At 31.4% G+C, this 17443-nt stretch carries 16 protein-coding genes; 11 read left to right on the top strand and 5 right to left on the bottom strand.

The window, feature by feature from the left end:
- Nucleotides 1-11: 11 nt before the first annotated feature.
- The 3 genes from bshC to ACIQ06_RS11630 all read right to left on the bottom strand — a co-directional run bounded on the left by bshC (nucleotide 12) and on the right by ACIQ06_RS11630 (nucleotide 5011).
- Nucleotides 12-1604 carry a bacillithiol biosynthesis cysteine-adding enzyme BshC gene (gene bshC, locus ACIQ06_RS11640; protein ID WP_396146506.1) on the bottom strand — a complete coding sequence of 531 codons (1593 nt, stop codon included), beginning with the start codon at nucleotides 1602-1604 and terminating at the stop codon, nucleotides 12-14.
- Between the two features lie 69 nt (nucleotides 1605-1673).
- Nucleotides 1674-2183 (bottom strand): T9SS type B sorting domain-containing protein, encoded by a 510-nt coding sequence (locus tag ACIQ06_RS11635; RefSeq protein ID WP_396146504.1) that lies wholly within the window; start codon nucleotides 2181-2183, stop codon nucleotides 1674-1676.
- Complete coding sequence (locus tag ACIQ06_RS11630) at nucleotides 2087-5011, bottom strand: hypothetical protein (RefSeq protein WP_396146502.1); 2925 nt, start codon at nucleotides 5009-5011, stop codon at nucleotides 2087-2089. The genes ACIQ06_RS11635 and ACIQ06_RS11630 overlap by 97 nt, the downstream gene beginning before the upstream one ends.
- 158 nt (nucleotides 5012-5169) lie before the next feature.
- On the opposite strand from ACIQ06_RS11630, the gene ACIQ06_RS11625 reads away from it, so the two are divergent.
- From ACIQ06_RS11625 to ACIQ06_RS11580, 10 genes are all read left to right on the top strand, one after another.
- Nucleotides 5170-7386 carry a B12-binding domain-containing radical SAM protein gene (locus ACIQ06_RS11625; RefSeq protein WP_396146500.1) on the top strand — a complete coding sequence of 739 codons (2217 nt, stop codon included), beginning with the start codon at nucleotides 5170-5172 and terminating at the stop codon, nucleotides 7384-7386.
- Nucleotides 7387-7588: 202 nt separating this feature from the next.
- Nucleotides 7589-8101: an ankyrin repeat domain-containing protein gene (locus ACIQ06_RS11620; RefSeq protein WP_396146498.1), complete on the top strand. Its 513-nt coding sequence runs from the start codon at nucleotides 7589-7591 to the stop codon at nucleotides 8099-8101.
- A 6-nt stretch (nucleotides 8102-8107) separates the two neighbouring features.
- Complete coding sequence (locus tag ACIQ06_RS11615; protein WP_396146496.1) at nucleotides 8108-8881, top strand: T9SS type A sorting domain-containing protein; 774 nt, start codon at nucleotides 8108-8110, stop codon at nucleotides 8879-8881.
- Between the two features lie 63 nt (nucleotides 8882-8944).
- Nucleotides 8945-9331, top strand: coding sequence for a hypothetical protein (locus ACIQ06_RS11610; protein ID WP_344816206.1), 387 nt, complete (start codon nucleotides 8945-8947; stop codon nucleotides 9329-9331).
- Between the two features lie 11 nt (nucleotides 9332-9342).
- Nucleotides 9343-10206, top strand: coding sequence for a DUF5777 family beta-barrel protein (locus ACIQ06_RS11605; protein WP_396146494.1), 864 nt, complete (start codon nucleotides 9343-9345; stop codon nucleotides 10204-10206).
- A 3-nt stretch (nucleotides 10207-10209) separates the two neighbouring features.
- The gene (locus ACIQ06_RS11600) at nucleotides 10210-10557 is read left to right on the top strand and encodes a hypothetical protein (RefSeq protein WP_396146492.1); all 348 of its coding nucleotides are present in this window, start codon (nucleotides 10210-10212) and stop codon (nucleotides 10555-10557) included.
- A gap of 11 nt (nucleotides 10558-10568) precedes the next feature.
- Nucleotides 10569-11114 (top strand): YceI family protein, encoded by a 546-nt coding sequence (locus ACIQ06_RS11595; protein ID WP_396146490.1) that lies wholly within the window; start codon nucleotides 10569-10571, stop codon nucleotides 11112-11114.
- A gap of 152 nt (nucleotides 11115-11266) precedes the next feature.
- On the top strand, nucleotides 11267-11752 hold the full coding sequence (locus ACIQ06_RS11590; RefSeq protein WP_396146488.1) for a biotin/lipoyl-containing protein: 486 nt from the start codon (nucleotides 11267-11269) through the stop codon (nucleotides 11750-11752).
- 111 nt (nucleotides 11753-11863) lie between these two features.
- Nucleotides 11864-13321 carry an acetyl-CoA carboxylase biotin carboxylase subunit gene (gene accC / locus ACIQ06_RS11585; RefSeq protein ID WP_396146486.1) on the top strand — a complete coding sequence of 486 codons (1458 nt, stop codon included), beginning with the start codon at nucleotides 11864-11866 and terminating at the stop codon, nucleotides 13319-13321.
- A gap of 65 nt (nucleotides 13322-13386) precedes the next feature.
- The gene (locus tag ACIQ06_RS11580) at nucleotides 13387-14928 is read left to right on the top strand and encodes an acyl-CoA carboxylase subunit beta (RefSeq protein ID WP_298303206.1); all 1542 of its coding nucleotides are present in this window, start codon (nucleotides 13387-13389) and stop codon (nucleotides 14926-14928) included.
- A 62-nt stretch (nucleotides 14929-14990) separates the two neighbouring features.
- Here the strand turns inward: ACIQ06_RS11580 and ACIQ06_RS11575 are convergent, their stop codons facing one another.
- Together ACIQ06_RS11575 and ACIQ06_RS11570 are read right to left on the bottom strand one after the other, a co-directional pair.
- Complete coding sequence (locus ACIQ06_RS11575; RefSeq protein WP_396146484.1) at nucleotides 14991-15458, bottom strand: hypothetical protein; 468 nt, start codon at nucleotides 15456-15458, stop codon at nucleotides 14991-14993.
- A 228-nt stretch (nucleotides 15459-15686) separates the two neighbouring features.
- Entirely contained in the window at nucleotides 15687-16556 is an 870-nt protein-coding gene (locus ACIQ06_RS11570) for a DUF5829 family protein (protein WP_396146482.1), read from the bottom strand.
- A 571-nt stretch (nucleotides 16557-17127) separates the two neighbouring features.
- On the opposite strand from ACIQ06_RS11570, the gene ACIQ06_RS11565 reads away from it, so the two are divergent.
- On the top strand, nucleotides 17128-17325 hold the full coding sequence (locus ACIQ06_RS11565) for a hypothetical protein (protein ID WP_396146480.1): 198 nt from the start codon (nucleotides 17128-17130) through the stop codon (nucleotides 17323-17325).
- The last annotated feature ends 118 nt before the right edge of the window (nucleotides 17326-17443 follow it).

Here is a 17443-nt window from a genome sequence, read left to right as displayed (position 1 = left end):
TAATTATGTTTTTATAATTCTAATATGGTAAAGTTTGTTTCAAGAGGTTTTAAATTATCTATTATTTCGGAAATTAAATCTTTTCCAAATTCTAAATAAAATTCTGAAAAATTAGCTTTTCGCTCTTGAAGACTTTGACCTGGAAACAGTTCGTTTTGTACTGAAACTATTCGATTAAGCTTTTCTGTATGAATTCTTTTTTCAGCTTTCAAAAGGCGTTTTTCAAGATTATCTAAACCTTTTAATTGTTTGATTTCTTGAGCTTTTACTGCTCCAATAAATGATTTGTCGGTTTGATTAGCAATGGTGTATAAGTTTTCAAATTGCTTTTTCAAATGTTCTTTTTGCTCTGTAAAATCAATTGCAAATTCTGAAAACTCTTTAGTTTTTGAATCTAATAATACTCTTTGATTAGAAAATAAATCATTCCAAGATAGTTCTAATTTATCTGCTTTTTCAGCTTGCTTTTGTGTTGCTAAAAGAACCGAATTTCTTAGCAACAGCATGGGAAAAGTGATGTTGTTTTCTTCAAAACTTGATTTTAATTCTAGCCAATACGCTATTTCACCACCACCACCGATATAACACAGATTTGGTAAAATAACTTCTTGGTATAGAGGTCGTGTAATTACATTTGGACTAAACTTTTCAGGATGATTTTCTAATTCGGTTAGAATTTCACTTTCAGAAAATTCAAAGGTTGTGTTATTTACTTTATATATGTTGTTTTCAAAAATAATTCGTTCACGTAAATTATCTTCTATGTAAAATAGATTGATTTCACGAGGATTTACTTGTACGAAATAGTCTTTCAAAAGTTCGTTGGTTTCTGTAACTTTTTTGAATGAGGTTTGTTCTAAAAGCTCTTTTTTTACAAACGGAATAAATAGTTTCTTCAATTCAATTGAATCACCATCAATAATAACTAAGCCTTCATTTTGGAACAATTCGTTAGCCAAATATCGAGTAGCATCGGCTAAATTTGAATGTTTTAAATAAGCATTTTCAAATAGCTTTTTTAAAAAATTGGCATTATTTGAAGTTCCAATCTCTTTAGAAAATAAATCGAAAACTTTATCTAAACCTTCTGTTGATAAACGTCCAACAGGTCCAGAACTCTCACGATTCCATCTAAAAACCTTACCTTGATAATTAAAATAATTGATTTCATCAAAATCATGATCTTCTGTAGCCATCCAATAAATGGGTACAAAATTATTTTCAGGATACTCTTTCTTTAATTGTTTGCAAAGATTGATTGTAGAAACAATTTTATATAAAAAATACAATGGTCCAGTGAATAAATTTAATTGATGACCAGTAGTAATTGTAAAAGTGTTAGCGTTGTTTAAAAGTTTAATGTTGTATAAAGTTGTTTTGGAAACTTCAAAATTTTGATATTGTTTTTCAAGTTCAGAAACTAAAATTTCTCTTTTGCCATTGCTATTGAAGTTGCTACTTTTTTCTTCTATCTGACTTTTGAAATTCTCAATTTTCGGAAAATGATTGTAAAACGGCTTCAACTCTGACGTTTCATCAAAATAATCTATCATCAATTTAGTGAAATATCCAGAATTTTGGTACGTTATACAGTCGCTAGGCATGTTTGAATTTTTTTGTAAAAATACTTAAAATTGAATTAATAGAAATGTCTTTAACTTTCAATTAAGGTTTTATCTTTTTAGAGTAAAATGTCCTTTATATTCTTTGCCATTAGCTCTGGTTATTACGAACCAATAATCATCAGAAGGCATTAACTGCCCATTATAAGTTCCATCCCATCCATTATCACTTGTGTTTTTTAATAATTTACTAAATCTATCAAATATTTTGATGTTTATTGTTGGCTCTTTTTCTGAAAAATTAATTTTCCAAATATCATTAATTCCATCAGAATTAGGAGTGAAATATCTTGGATAGCTAAATAAATATATGTCTTTTTTTACAATTCCACAACCATTTTTATCACGAACATAAACAGAATATTGTCCACTAAATAAGCCATTAAAAACATTACTATCTTGGTAGTGAATTCCATCTAATGAATATTCATAATCTCCCAAACTATTACTATCAATATTGACCGTTATGATATTTTCATTATCTGTCCAATCAATTGTTTCAATGTTGGATATAGTTGCGATGTTTGAAAGTACGACTTCAAAATTTTTGTAGTAGAACATATCGTACCAAAGTTATTTTTAGTTACGGTAACGCTGTAATTTCCTTCTTGATTTATAACAATTGATTGTGAAATTTCGCCAGTTGACCAATTATAGGTATCAAAGCCTAATCCAGCTGAAATTGTAATATTGTTTCCTGTACAAATAGGTGTTATATCAGCAATTAATACGATAGGTTTATTAACTAAAGTTAAAGTCAATTCTACTATTTGATGACAACCATTGTTAGAATTAATTCTTACATAAATGATATGATTTCCTGTAATCAAGTTATAGTTGTTTGTTGCTGTAATTAAGTTTATCGTTGATTGATTTGTGGCTCCTGACAATGAATTGTAATATTCAAACGTGCAATTTGAAGTATTAGAAATTAATAGCGAATTATAAGTTGCTAAATCTAAAATTTCATTTCCATCATTCAAATTGTCACAAATTACCTCTGAATAATTGTTTGCATTTAAAGTATTTATTAATGATACAGTTATTGGTAATCTATTTACACTTTCACAACTATTTATGGTTTGAGAGGCATAATATATTCCACCATTTATAAGGTTGGTAGTTCCAGAAAGTGGAATTGTACCTGTGTTTGAATTGTACCAAATTACATTTGTTCCGTTTATCGTGAGATCAATTAAAGTTGGATTTTGAGTAGAACAAAAGGTTTGTAAACTTGGTCCAGTTGGTGTTGGAGTATTTTGTATATTGACTAAAACAGGAACTCTACTGCTTTCACAGCCATTAATGGTTTGTGATGCATAATAGGTTGTACTATTTAACAAAATAGTTGAGTTTGGCAATAAATTTCCTCCAGTTGAAGCATTATACCATTTGATATTTGAACCTGAAATTATAATATCGTTTAGTGTTGCATTTTGTTGAATACAGAATTTTTGTGGTGATGTTACCGTTGGAAGTGAATTTGAATTTACAGTAACATTTATAGCGATTCTATCACTTTCACAATTATTAATGGTTTGAGTTGCATAATAGTTTACACTTGTTAGCAAATGATTAGAAGGAAGCTCAGTTGTATCTGTAAGTGATGCATACCATTTTATGTTTAATCCATTAGCTATTAGTGTTGAAATTGTCGCGTTATCACTTTCACAAAATATTTGATTATTTGTTATTGGTGGTAATGGAGATTGATTTATAGTTACAGTTACGGGTAATCTTGCGCTTTCAGGACAACTGCCAATTTGTTTTGATACATAGTAGGTTTGTCCGTTGATTAACGGAGTTGTTTGCAGTAACTGGATGGTAGAAGTTAGAGATGAATACCATCTAAATGAACTTGAGTTAGGAGATAAACTGCTGACTGTTGGGTTTTGTGAAGAGCAAAAAGATTGGTTACCTGATGCATTAGGCAATAAACTGTCACAAGGGCCAAGCTTTAAGATATACCCATCTCCATAAGGTGTATTGGTTGGACTAACATGAAAAGTATAATCATTAACCGAAGGATCAAGATCTATGTAGGCGTGTCCAAAATTGCCAACATAATACTGATAACCATTTTTTATCTTGATGTCATTGACATATAAATTAGGACAATAAGTACTGTACTGCCCATATTTAAAAGCAGTCAGAAAGTTTCTATTGTTGTCAAACTTAATACTGAATATTGAATGGTAAATATCAGAACAATAAGTCAGAGTTGTATTAACAAGCATAGTAATGTTTGATGATGGATCAGCATCAAATTGAAAATAAAAATTACCACCAACATATGTGTTATTATCTGAATCAAAAGTAATCTTTGTGAAAAACATTGTGGGACCAATTCCTGTTGACGTATAACTTTTGGCATCTAAAAAGTTTCCATTACCGTCTAGCCATAGCAGGTATTTTTTTGGTGGTATCAGATAGGTAGTGGTAGAAGGATCTACATCTATTTGCGGTCCATAGGAATTTCTTGCTTGCCCAGCAATAACGATATTCCCAAAATTATCAGTTCCTAATTCGGTAGGGATCTGATTTTCAAGATATTTTCTCCATATTTCATTGCCGTCAGAGCTGTTTATTTTTATGATATGATAACCATAGCTTGAAAGGCTCTGATTATCTCCATTAGATAGCAATAAATTTAAATTTCCGTCAGGAGCTACATTTACTCTTTCCAAATGGTCATTAGTGTAATTAACATTAAGTTTTTTTGCATAAGACAAATTTCCTGAACTGTCTAATTTAATTAAAAAAGAATCCTTGTAACCAGAATCTAAATTAAACAAAGGATCGGTGGGATGTAGTTGGAGATGAAATGCAAAATACCCAGATATGTAAATATTATTTTGATTATCCAAATCAAATGAAGTTGCAGAATGATTTTGATAATACAACGGATTGTTTAGATTACCATACTGTTTGGTAAACAAAATAGTGCCATTTTGGTCTAATTTTATTATTGTGATATAATTAGCGTAAATTGTTGTTGTCGAATCAAAAGCTCCAGTCATCGCTAACAAATATAGATTGCCGTCTGTTCCTATTTTAATATCGATTGCCTTATCGTAGTAAGAAAATGAATTAAATGTTTTGCCCCACACAAAATTACCATTGGAGTCAAGCTTAATTAGATAAAGGGTTTGCGATGAACTACCACCATTATTAGCGGTGTTGTCAATTATTTGTTGCCCATTTGTTGGATCAATATCAAACAACAAAGTACTTGAAGTACCAATGATATAAGAGTTACCATTATCATCAACTTCAATTGCATCACATCTTTCATCTTCTACTCCCTCAACTTGTCTTGCCCATTGAAAGTCTTGCCCATTGCACAGTACAGATAATAAGAGAACTAAGAAAAGTGAAATGTTTTTCATAAAATAAAAAATAGATAAACAAAATTAATAATATTTTTGGATAAAAATAATTCTAATTTGTTTACGACAAATCAATTTATATATTTAAGGATTAATTCACGATATCTGACTATATCATAAAAAAATATGAAGTAATTTTGTAGTTCTAATATTATTTTATGAAAGACCTTCTTCTAATAACGCCACCTTTTACCCAACTGAATACACCTTATCCAGCAACGGCTTACATTAAAGGTTTTCTGAATACTAAAGGAATTTCTGCTTTCCAAATGGATTTGGGAATTGAAGTTATTTTAGAACTTTTTTCTAAAGAAGGTTTGACAGCAATGTTTTCAACCTACAACCTACAACCTACAACCCACAACCCAGAAAGAATTTATTCGCTCAAAGAAGATTACATCAAAACCATCGATGCTCTAATTGCATTTCTTCAAGGTAAAAATTCTTCCTTTGCACGTCAAATTTGTAGTGGAAATTTCCTTCCCGAAGCTTCTCGATTTTCTCAATTAGACGACATGGAATGGGCTTTTGGAACTATGGGAATGCAAGACAAAGCCAAACATTTAGCTACATTATATTTAGAGGATTTGTCTGATTTTATTGTGGAATGTGTCGATGAAAATTTTGGTTTCAGTCGCTATGCTGAACGTTTAGGAAGAAGCGCTAATTCGTTTGATGAATTGTATAATCATCTTCAAAGTGAACCAACTTACATCGATAAAATTACACTCAAAATTCTAAAAGATAGAGTAGCAGAAGTGCAACCAAAATTAGTTTGCTTTTCTGTTCCTTTTCCTGGAAATTTATACAGTGCTTTTAGATGTGCGCAATTTATTAAAACCCATTTTTCAAAGATTAAAATCGCAATGGGTGGCGGTTTTCCAAACACGGAACTCCGCGAACTAAAAGATAATCGCGTTTTCGAATTCTTTGATTTTATAACGTTAGACGATGGTGAATTACCAATAGAATTACTTCATCAGTATGTAATTAATAATTTTGAAAATCTCTGTGAAATCTCTATGAATCTCAGTGAAACAAATGAATTCAAACGAACTTTTCTTCTTCAAAACAAAGAAGTAACTTACATTAATAATTCAAAACGTCAAGATTATAAACAAAGCGAAGTTGGAACTCCAGATTATTCTGATTTGCAACTTCAAAATTATATTTCGGTTATTGAAATTGCCAATCCAATGCACAGTTTGTGGAGCGATGGTCGTTGGAATAAACTTACCATGGCACACGGATGTTATTGGGGAAAATGTACGTTTTGTGATATTTCGTTAGATTACATCAAATTATATGAGCCAATCGCTGCTAAAATTTTAGTAGATAGAATGGAGGAATTAATTGCGCAAACAGGTGAAAACGGATTCCATTTTGTTGACGAAGCAGCGCCACCAGCTTTGATGCGTGAAGTTGCTCTAGAAATTATCAAAAGAAGATTAGTAGTTTCTTGGTGGACCAATATTCGATTTGAGAAAAGTTTTACTTCCGATTTGTGTGTTTTATTAAAGGCATCAGGTTGTATTGCGGTTTCAGGTGGTTTGGAAGTTGCTTCCGATAGACTTTTAGAATTAATCAAAAAAGGTGTAACCGTTGAACAGGTTGCTCAAGTAACTCGAAATTTCACTGAATCTGGGATTATGGTTCATGCTTATTTGATGTATGGCTATCCAACGCAAACGGTTCAAGAAACGGTTGATAGTTTAGAAATGGTGCGTCAACTTTTTGAATTAGGAATATTACAATCGGGTTTTTGGCATCAATTTGCCATGACAGCACATTCGCCTGTTGGAATGTTTCCAGAGGAATTTGGTGTAATTCCTGAGCAAAATACAATCACTTTTGCCAATAATGACATCAATTTTAAAGATAAAACAGGAATCAATCACGACAAATTTAGTTTCGGATTAAAGAAATCGTTGTTTAATTATATGCACGGAATTTGCTTCGACTATGACCTACAAGATTGGTTTGATTTTAAAATTCCAAATACAAAAATCCCTTCCGATTATATTGTTTCTTGTCTTGAAAAAGAAACGGATTTCAACATAAAACCTTCAGCAAAAATTGTTTGGATAGGAGGAAAGCCAACTTCAGAAACTTTCACAAAATCCAAAAAAGGAAACTCGTGGGAAATGACCAAATTGACTTTTCATGACAAAACCGAAACGTTTGATATTTCTTTAGAAAAAGATAAGGCAGATTGGTTGGTCATTACTTTAGAAAAAATCTCAGTTTATGGTGAATCTAAGTCTACATTCACTCAATTAAAATCAGATTTCGAAACACATTTTGAGGATTTCGAATTGTTTTGGTATTCCAAATCGATTGCTACTTTGAGAGGTTTTGGACTTTTGGTTTTATAAATTCTTTTATTATTCAAATTATACTTTGAATAGTTTTTTATATTCTATTTCAAATTAATTAATCAATTTGTAAATACAAATTCTAATTCATATCGTATATATAATCATCAAGAGTTGAAAAATTCTATTTCGTAAACATTTATTTACACTGAAACAATGATATATATCATAAAATTAATAAATTTGTATAAAAAAAGATAAATTGCGAAAGATTCTGTTAATTTTTTTATTGTCAATAAATGCTGTTTTTGCTCAAGATGTTAATTGTTTTGATGTGGCTAGAAAAGGCATTTTATCTGATATTAAATCACTTTTTGAAAAAGATAAAAGCATTGTTAACGCCATTGATGATAAAGGTTCAAGTATGCTTATATTAGCTTGTTATAGAGGTAATGATGCAGTGGCGAACTTTTTAATTGACAACAAAGCAGAAGTAAATTATGTTTCAAAAAACGGAACAGCATTAATGGCTTGCGTTGTAAAAGGTGAATTTGAATTGGTAGATAAATTGCTTCTCAATGGAGCGAATATAGATTTAAAAGATCAAAACGGAATGACAGCATTGATGTTGGCTGTTCAATTTAATAATCCAGAAATGGTCAAAAAATTAGTAGAAGAAAAGGCTAATAAAGAACTAAAATGCAATCAAAATAAAACGGCTTTTGAGTATGCCGTAGAATTTAATTACGAAGAAATTATAAACTTGCTAAAATAAATAACTATGAAAAAAATTACTATTTTATTATTTGCTCTTGCATTTGGTGTCAAGGGATTTTCACAATCAAAAGCAACACCAATTATCAATTTAGCATCAAACATGACTGCTCAATTTACATTAAACAACACAACTTCCAAAGTAACGTTGGTTTTAACAGGACCGTCAGATAGATGGTTTGCTCTTGGTTTAGGTGTTTCCTCTGGGTTTTCAATGTCAAGTGGTGATGTAATTGTTTACACTACTTCATTAAATGATAGAAATTATGTTGGATTTACCTCTCCTGCTGCCGATGCAAGTCAAGATTGGACAACAATGTCAAATAATGAAAATACAACTACAGGAATAAGAACTTTAACGCTTGAAAGAGCACTAACAAATTCTGATACTAACGATTTTCAGTTACCTTATGCTTCAACAAATTCTATCAGTGTAGCATGGGCAAGATCAAGTAGTGCTTCTACTAGTTTAGCTAATCATGGTAATACAAATAGAGGATTTGCAACTGGTTCTTTCACAATTTTAGGAACAGAAGATTTTTCTTTAAATGCTACTTCAATTTTTCCAAATCCTTCTTCTGGTGAATTTTCTATTAAAACTAAAACCAATCTATCTAAAGTAAACGTATATAGTCAAACAGGAGCTTTAGTTAAAACAATTGAAGTTACAGATGAATCTAACGAAGTTGAACTAAAAGTTAGTGGACTTCAATCTGGAGTTTACTTTTTAGAATTACAAAATGATTCTGAAAAATCTTGGAAAAAGGTTATCATTAACTAATACAAGTAAAATCTATTAATATTAGAGTTTGCTTAATTGTGAACTCTATTTTTTTTTTTAAACATGAGTAAAAAAGTAAAGTTATTAATTGGACTAATTGTGATTGTAGCTGCAGGTTATTTTGGATACAATTATATAATGACTGGTGGAGCTAGAGATATACAAACTGAAAAATCCGAATTCACTACATCAGCAACTGATGTTTTTAGTGAGTTTTCAAATAATTCAGAAACGGCAACTGCCAAGTATTTAAACAAAACAGTTGAAATTTCAGGAAAAGTCACCAATGTTGGTGAAAATGTAATCACTTTAGATGAGAAGGTTTCTTGTCAATTACAAGTTGCTGAAAAAGTTGCTATTGGAAGTCAAGTTAACATTAAAGGACGTGTAACTGGTTATGATGACCTTTTAGAAGAATTAAAATTAGATCAATGTTTAATCGTAAAATAAGAACAAGAAAAATGAAATTATCTAAAATTGCTTTTTCAGTATTTTTTCTATTTGTATTCGGATTTTCCAATGCACAAGATGATTTATTGAATGAATTAGATTCTGAGAATAAAGGAAAAAAGGAGATTGAAATTGCAGCATTCAAAGGTTTGCAAGTATGCACAATGCAATCGACTAAACTTGCTGCAAAAGGCGAGTGGTATTTTTTAGTAGCACATAGATTTGGCGATTTAACAGATGGTTTAGACAACTTTTTTGGTTTAGACAATGCCTTAACTAAAATTGGAGGTTTGTATGGTGCAACCGATTGGCTAACTCTTGGTTTTTCTCGTCATACATTAAATAAAAACTATGAGTTTACTGCAAAGTATAAATTTGCAAACCAAGAAGTTAATGGTTTTCCTGTAACAATTGTTGGTTACAATACTATGGACATCAATTCTAAATTAAGCAAAGATGAATTTCCTGAGTTAAAATCATCAAGCAGATTTGCTTTTAGTACGCAATTACCAATTTCAAGAAAGTTTTCTAATAGTTTTTCGATGGAACTAAATCCGATTTACATTCACAAAAACTTATATGAGCCATTATTTGAAGAAAAAGATAATTTTCTTTTAGCACTTGGCGGAAGATATAAATTGTCTAAAAGAATTAGTATGAATATGGAATATGCAGCTCGATTGAATGCAAGAGAAACAAGTTTTTATCATAATCCTCTATCAATTGGTATGGATATTGAAACAGGTGGACATATATTCCAATTGGTTTTCTCTAACAGTCAAGCAATGAATGATGTTAGTTATTTTACCAATGCTAACGGAATTACAGAAGGAAAAGGAATTTATTTTGGGTTTAACATGTATAGAGTATTCTAAATTATGAGAGCATTAAAAATTATAATAGTATTGATGATTGCCTGTTTTATAGGGTTTTCATGTGAGTCACAAACCTATACAGAAATTTCTGGAGAGGTTGCTAATCCAACATACACAGACAATGTAAAACCCATTATTGTAAACAATTGTTTGTCATGTCATAGCGTTGCAGGAGGCGAATTACCAACAATGGAAACCTACGCACAAGTAAGAGATGCAGCAGAAAGCGGAAACATGATTTGTAGAATTGACGACCAATCTTGTGGTGCAGTGATGCCACAATCAGGAAGAATGCCGCAAACAAGAATTAATACAATCAAAAAATGGGCTGCTAACGGATTTCCAAACTAAAAAAAATCGCTATGAAAAAGATACTATTATTTACTGGATTATTGTTTTCGACTTGCTTGTTTTCACAAAAGATGATGACACGTTCAGGAGAGATTAAATTTGAAGCATCAATGCCTGCTTTTGAGGAAGTAGCAGCTAAAAACAACACTGTTTCTTGTATTTTTGATAAATCTACTGGTGATATTGCTGTTTTGGCGTTGGTGAAAGCATTTCGATTTAAAGTGCCATTAATGGAAGAACACTTTAATGAAAATTATATTGAAAGTGATAAATTTCCAAAAGCTACCTTTAAAGGAAAAGTTACCAATTTTGATGCTGCAAAAGTAGCTGCAGGTAAAGCAACTTTCGATGTTGAAGGCGATTTAACTTTACATGGTGTTACCAAAAAAGTAAAGACAAAGATCACATTTGTGCAATCTGGTGAAAAGCTGGTGGCAACTTGTAGTTTTAAAGTTAAACCTGCAGATTATAATATCAAAATTCCTTCTGTAGTTAAAAGTAAAATTGCAGAATCAGTAGAAATTGATTTAAAATTTGACTTAGAAAAGAAAGTATAATTTTAAATTCAAAACCATAAAAAAAGACTCCAGCTTATAAGTTGGAGTCTTTTTTTATATTAAAGCTATATTAAATTTCCAATTTTCTGATAATTATCAGTTCCGAAAACGTTTTCTTTTCCTAAATTTACTTCCAATAAAAACCAATCAATATGAGCAATAATTATAAGCTTTCTGTTAATCATGCTACTTCGTTTGATTTATCAGAAAGTGACCTCAAAAATCTTGATGCCGTTAGTGTGGAAAAAGACAAATTCCACGTTTTGAAAAATCACAAACCTTATAAAGCCGAAATTGTTTCTTCCGATTTTTTAGCAAAAAAGTATACTGTTAAAGTAAATAACAATACGTATGAAGTTGCTATTGAAGATGCTTTAGATATTCAAATCAAAAGTATGGGAATTGAGCGTGGCAGAACTAAAGTGGTTAATGCTATCAAAGCTCCAATGCCAGGATTAATTCTAGAAATTAATGTAGAAGTTGGACAAACAGTTAAAGAAAATGATCCTTTACTAATTCTTGAAGCCATGAAAATGGAAAATAGTTTCCTTTCACCTCGTGATGGAGTAATTAAATCTATTGCTGTAGAAAAAGGTCACGCTGTAGACAAAGGACAATTGTTAATTGAATTCGAATAATAGGACACGGAATTAGCCACGAAGCCACAAAGACACAAAAATATAATTAGAGTCTTGAAATAAAAAATAACTTAGCGTCTTAGTGTCTTTGCGGCAAAAAAAAATCAATATATGAAAAAAATAACCAAAATATTAGTTGCCAATCGTGGTGAAATTGCCATAAGGGTAATGAAAACAGCAAAGAAAATGGGCATCAAAACGGTAGCCGTATTTTCAACTGCCGATAGAAATGCACTTCACGTAAAATATGCTGATGAAGCGGTTTGTATTGGTGAAGCAGCTTCAAGTCAATCGTATTTACGCGGTGATAAAATCATTGAAGTTTGTAAAGAACTTGGTGTTGATGCAGTTCATCCGGGATACGGATTTTTAAGTGAAAATTCCGCTTTCGCTGAAGAATGTGAAAAAAACAACATCATTTTCATCGGACCAAAATCGAAAGCTATCGAAATGATGGGAAGTAAATTAGCCGCAAAGGAAGCGGTTATGAAATATGATATTCCGATGGTTCCTGGAGTTGATCATGCTATTATTGATGTGGAAGAAGCTAAAAGAACAGCTCAGGAAGTTGGTTTTCCAATTTTGATTAAAGCCTCTGCTGGTGGTGGTGGAAAAGGAATGCGTATTGTAGAGAAAGAAGAAGATTTTGAATCTCAAATGGAACGTGCTATTTCTGAAGCTACCAATGCTTTTGGTGATGGTTCGGTTTTTATTGAAAAATATGTAACCAAACCGCGTCATATCGAAATTCAAATTATGGCTGATAGTCATGGAAATGTTTTGTATGTATTTGAAAGAGAATGTAGTATTCAACGTCGTCATCAAAAAGTGGTTGAGGAAGCACCATCATCTATTTTAACTCCAGAAATGCGTAAAAAAATGGGAGAAGCCGCTGTAAAAGTAGCTCGTGCTTGTGATTATCTTGGAGCTGGAACTGTTGAGTTTTTATTAGACGATAAACACAATTTCTATTTCCTCGAAATGAATACGCGTTTGCAAGTAGAGCATCCAGTTACTGAAATGGTTTCTGGTTTAGACTTGGTTGAATTGCAAATAAAAGTGGCTCGTGGCGAAGCTTTAGAAATCAAACAAGAAGATTTAGTAATTCATGGTCATGCTATGGAACTTCGTGTATATGCCGAAGATCCAATGAATGATTTTTTACCAAATGTTGGAAATTTAAGTACTTATAAGTTACCAGAAGGCGAAGGAATTCGTGTAGATAATGGTATCGAAGAAGGTATGGATGTGCCAATTTACTATGATCCAATGCTTTCCAAATTGGTAACTTATGGAAAAACTCGTGAAGAATCTATCGAGTTAATGATTAAAGCTATCGATAATTATCACGTGGAAGGTGTTGCTACAACTTTACCATTCGGAAAATTTGTGATGGAACACGAAGCCTTCCGTTCAGGTGATTTTGATACTGGTTTTGTAAAAGCGTATTACAGTCCTGAAAAACTGAAAGCTAATTTAGATATCGAGGCTGAAATTGCGGCGATGGTAGCTTTAAAACAATATGTTGCTGATAAAAAAATCTTAAGATTACCTATAATAAGTGATTAGTGAAAAGTGATTAGTAAAAAGTAATTATCTAATTTTCACATTAACTCATTGACACATAAAATAAAATGGAAGATAAAATTAAAATATTAAACGATAAAATTGCTTTAGCCAAATTAGGTGGAGGCGAAAAAAGAATTGCATCACATCATGCCAAAAAGAAATTAACGGCTCGTGAACGTGTCGAATATCTTATGGATGAAGGTTCTTTTGAAGAAATCGGAATGTTGGTAACGCACAGAACGACCGACTTTGGAATGGAAAAAGAAATCGTTTATGGCGATGGTGTTGTAACAGGTTACGGAACAATTAATGGTAGAGTAGTGTATGTTTTTGCACAAGATTTTACTGTTTTTGGAGGTTCATTATCAGAAACTCATGCCGAGAAAATCTGTAAAGTAATGGACATGGCTCTAAAAAGTGGTGCGCCAATGATTGGATTAAACGACTCTGGTGGAGCAAGAATTCAAGAAGGTGTTCGTTCGCTTGGTGGTTATGCCGATATTTTTTATAGAAATGTGCAATCTAGTGGTGTAATTCCGCAGATTTCTGCCATTATGGGACCTTGTGCTGGTGGAGCAGTTTATTCGCCTGCTATGACCGATTTTACTATGATGGTTGAAGGAAACAGTTATATGTTTGTAACTGGTCCAAATGTTGTGAAAACTGTGACTAATGAAGAAGTTACTTCAGAAGAATTAGGTGGAGCAAGTACGCACTCAACTAAATCTGGTGTAGCACATATTACTTCTCCAAACGGAATTGAGTGTTTGGAAGACATCAAAAAATTATTGAGTTATTTGCCACAAAACAACAGAGAAACTACGCCAAAATTACCTTATGTAACCAACGAAGAAGTTCGTGAGAAATTGGATACTATCGTTCCTGATAATGCCAACAAGCCTTATGATATGCATGATGTAATTGACAACATCATCGACGAAGATTCTTTCTTTGAAATTCATAAAGATTTTGCAGAAAATATTATTGTAGGTTTTGCTCGTTTAGGAGGAAGAAGTATTGGTATAGTTGCAAACAATCCTAAGTTTTTAGCAGGATGTTTGGATGTGAAATCTTCTATCAAAGCGGCTCGATTTGTACGTTTCTGCGATTGTTTCAACATTCCATTGTTAGTGTTAGAAGACGTTCCCGGATTCTTACCTGGAACCGACCAAGAATGGAACGGAATTATCGTTCATGGAGCGAAATTATTATATGCTTTCAGCGAAGCTACAGTGCCTAGAGTTACTGTGATTACTCGTAAAGCTTATGGTGGTGCGTATGACGTAATGAACTCTAAACACATTGGTGCCGATATGAACTTTGCTTGGCCAAGTGCAGAAATTGCTGTAATGGGAGCAAAAGGAGCTTCAGAAATTATCTTCAAAAAAGAAATTAGCGAAGCAGCCGATCCAGCAGCTAAATTATTAGAAAAAGAAGCAGAATATGCTGAGTTGTTTGCTAATCCTTACACAGCTGCGCAACGTGGTTTTATTGATGAGGTTATCTTACCAAAAGATACTAGAAGAAAATTATTAAAAGCATTCAGTATGCTTGAAAATAAAGTGGTAGACACACCAAAACGCAAACACGGAAACATTCCGTTATAATTATTTTTTTTCATAAGTTAAAAACCGTCTTGTTTTGAAAACGAGACGGTTTTTTTGAAGTTTTACACTTGACCTTTTCTTGGAAATTCAGGTTTTTTTGGAATAATATTGATTTCTTTTTTTAATTGAAATGTAGTTTTACCTGAGCCAATTTTTAAAAAGACTTTATAATTTCTCATAGTAATAAAAGTAGTGTCCAATTTGATAGCAAAATCACCATTTAGGGCTTTTTCATTTGAAGATAAGACTATTTTAAACGAGTCATCGGAGTTCTTTTTTATTTCATATTTTACTGAAACATCTTCATTCATTCCGGGAATTAAAATACTATTTGACCAATTATTAATAATTAATGGCTGTTCAAATTTTAGATATTTATCTACTTCGGTAGGATAGATTTGTTTTCCATCGAGCACTATTTTTTGTATGTCCCAGTTGCCTTCAATACTGATTTTGTTGGGTTTGTAAAAAGCAAAATACAATATAAAAGCTACTAAAAGACTAATTAATACGATCTCAATTCTTTTCATTTTGGGAATGTTATATTTTTTGAGAATGGTCTAAACAAAATTCCTATTAATTACCTAAAAATGGCGAGTAGCCATAAACAGCTTTTTCTGCTAACGTTCGATGCTAGAACTCGTGGCGGCTTGGCGACCGAGATTTCTCCACTAGCACAAAACGAATTTAGGAAAAAGAAACGAACAATTTACCGAAAAATTAGCCATGAGTTTTAGCATGTGTTGGCAGAAGTTTTTTTATTTGTTGTCCTTAAAAATAAGTTTAGCTTTTTTACCTTTTATTTTTATGAAAAGATTATCGCTAATTTTTACAATACGATTATTCTGTTCTGTCAAAAGTGAAATTGTTATTTCCTTTATTTGAAATTTCGGCAACTTTTGTACTTCGATAAATTCGATTGTTGTTTCACTATTAGCAATTTTATTTTTTGTTTTTTCACAATTATTCATTATTCCAAACTTTTGTAAATCATCAATAAGTTTTTTGTCTGCATAAAGTTTAATATAGGTTACCATTGAAAACTGTCTTGGATATTTTTTTCCATTTGATAAAATACTATTATACTCTTTATAAGTCATTGACTTGTTCATTTGGTCACTAGTAAAACCTAAATACTTTAAGTATTCATTTTGATATTCTAAAATTGACAATTCATTTTTAGAAGTTTTGAAACTTAAAGTTTTATACCAAGGAATAATAGTTAAACTATCTAAAAATGTGGTTGTAGAAGTATCAATTGGATATTTAAGCAATTTTGATTTTCCAATTATGTCGTCTAGTATGCCGATTTTACGAGTTTTAAATTCAATTCCCCAATCACCAAAATTGTCTCCAACTTTGTCAGATTTTTTGGGTTGGAAAAATTCTATTGTAGAAGATTCTCCAATAAAGTATTTGCCTGTATATGAATTGTCATTTGTCTCTTGATGACTTTCCTTACAAAATAATAATGTGTCTTTTAGAAACTTGTTTTGAAATAAATTTTTGTAAGTAATACTATCAATACAAATAAAAATTGTGTTGAAATCAGTTTTATTATTTGGCTTTATTTGTCCAAAGGAAAATAAATGCGTTAATGTTAAAAGTATAAGTATGTAGTGTTTCATATAAAATTTCTGCCAACGTTCCCCAGCTTTCGCTCTGTTGCTGCTGCGAACACTGGCCAAAACAAATCTACTAAATTTCTTTGGAAGATAAAATTGTAATCACCAGATTATTGTCCATGAAAAACAAAACAGCATGCGCAAGCCCAGCAATAGGCGAAAACTGGTGTTAGCAGCTGGTGTTTTTAAAAGAATCCACGCTCGACAAGTTTAATTACATTTCGATGATTAATTGAAATTTTCAAATTCATATTTGAATGGTTATTTAAAAATGTAAAAATCCTTTTTTTGCCAACAATTTCCAACTTGTATAAAATTATTTTTTGATCATCAAATTTTACATGTTTATTCATATCGATTGGAAAACCATTATTTTCTATCATAATAGTTTTTCCACAATCTATGTTTGAGAACTTTTTTTCAATCTTACTATCGAGATTATTATAAATCAAAATCGTATCAGTTTTCTTTTCACATAATCTATAATTTTTTGTAAACTCTTCGGATTTAATTATTGAAATTAACGAGCTTTCAAAATTTAAACTTTTTGAAGTTGAGCAACTAATAGCAAAAAATGATAATAATAAATAAAGGAAATTTTTCATTTCAAACGATTTTTTTTACACTTGCTGCTAACGTCTGCGGCTTTGCGTCTGTTGCTGCTGCCGACACAGACCAAAACAAAACTACAACATTTTTTAGAAAGATAAAATTGAAATGGCCAGCTTATTTTCCATGGAAACTAGACAGCAAGCCCAAACCCAGCCTTTAGCTTTGTGCATTGAATTATTCGTAATTTTATGCTAACAACCAAAACTGACAAAGTGAACCATCAAGCCTGCAAAGTTAATAGACTTATCAATTGATAAGGACTTTGTCAGTTTATATTG

It is taken from the genome of Flavobacterium sp., from assembly GCF_044341265.1.
GTDB lineage: Bacteria > Bacteroidota > Bacteroidia > Flavobacteriales > Flavobacteriaceae > Flavobacterium.
Note: the sequence above shows the minus strand (reverse complement) of the source record. Positions and strands in the feature narration are given on the sequence as shown.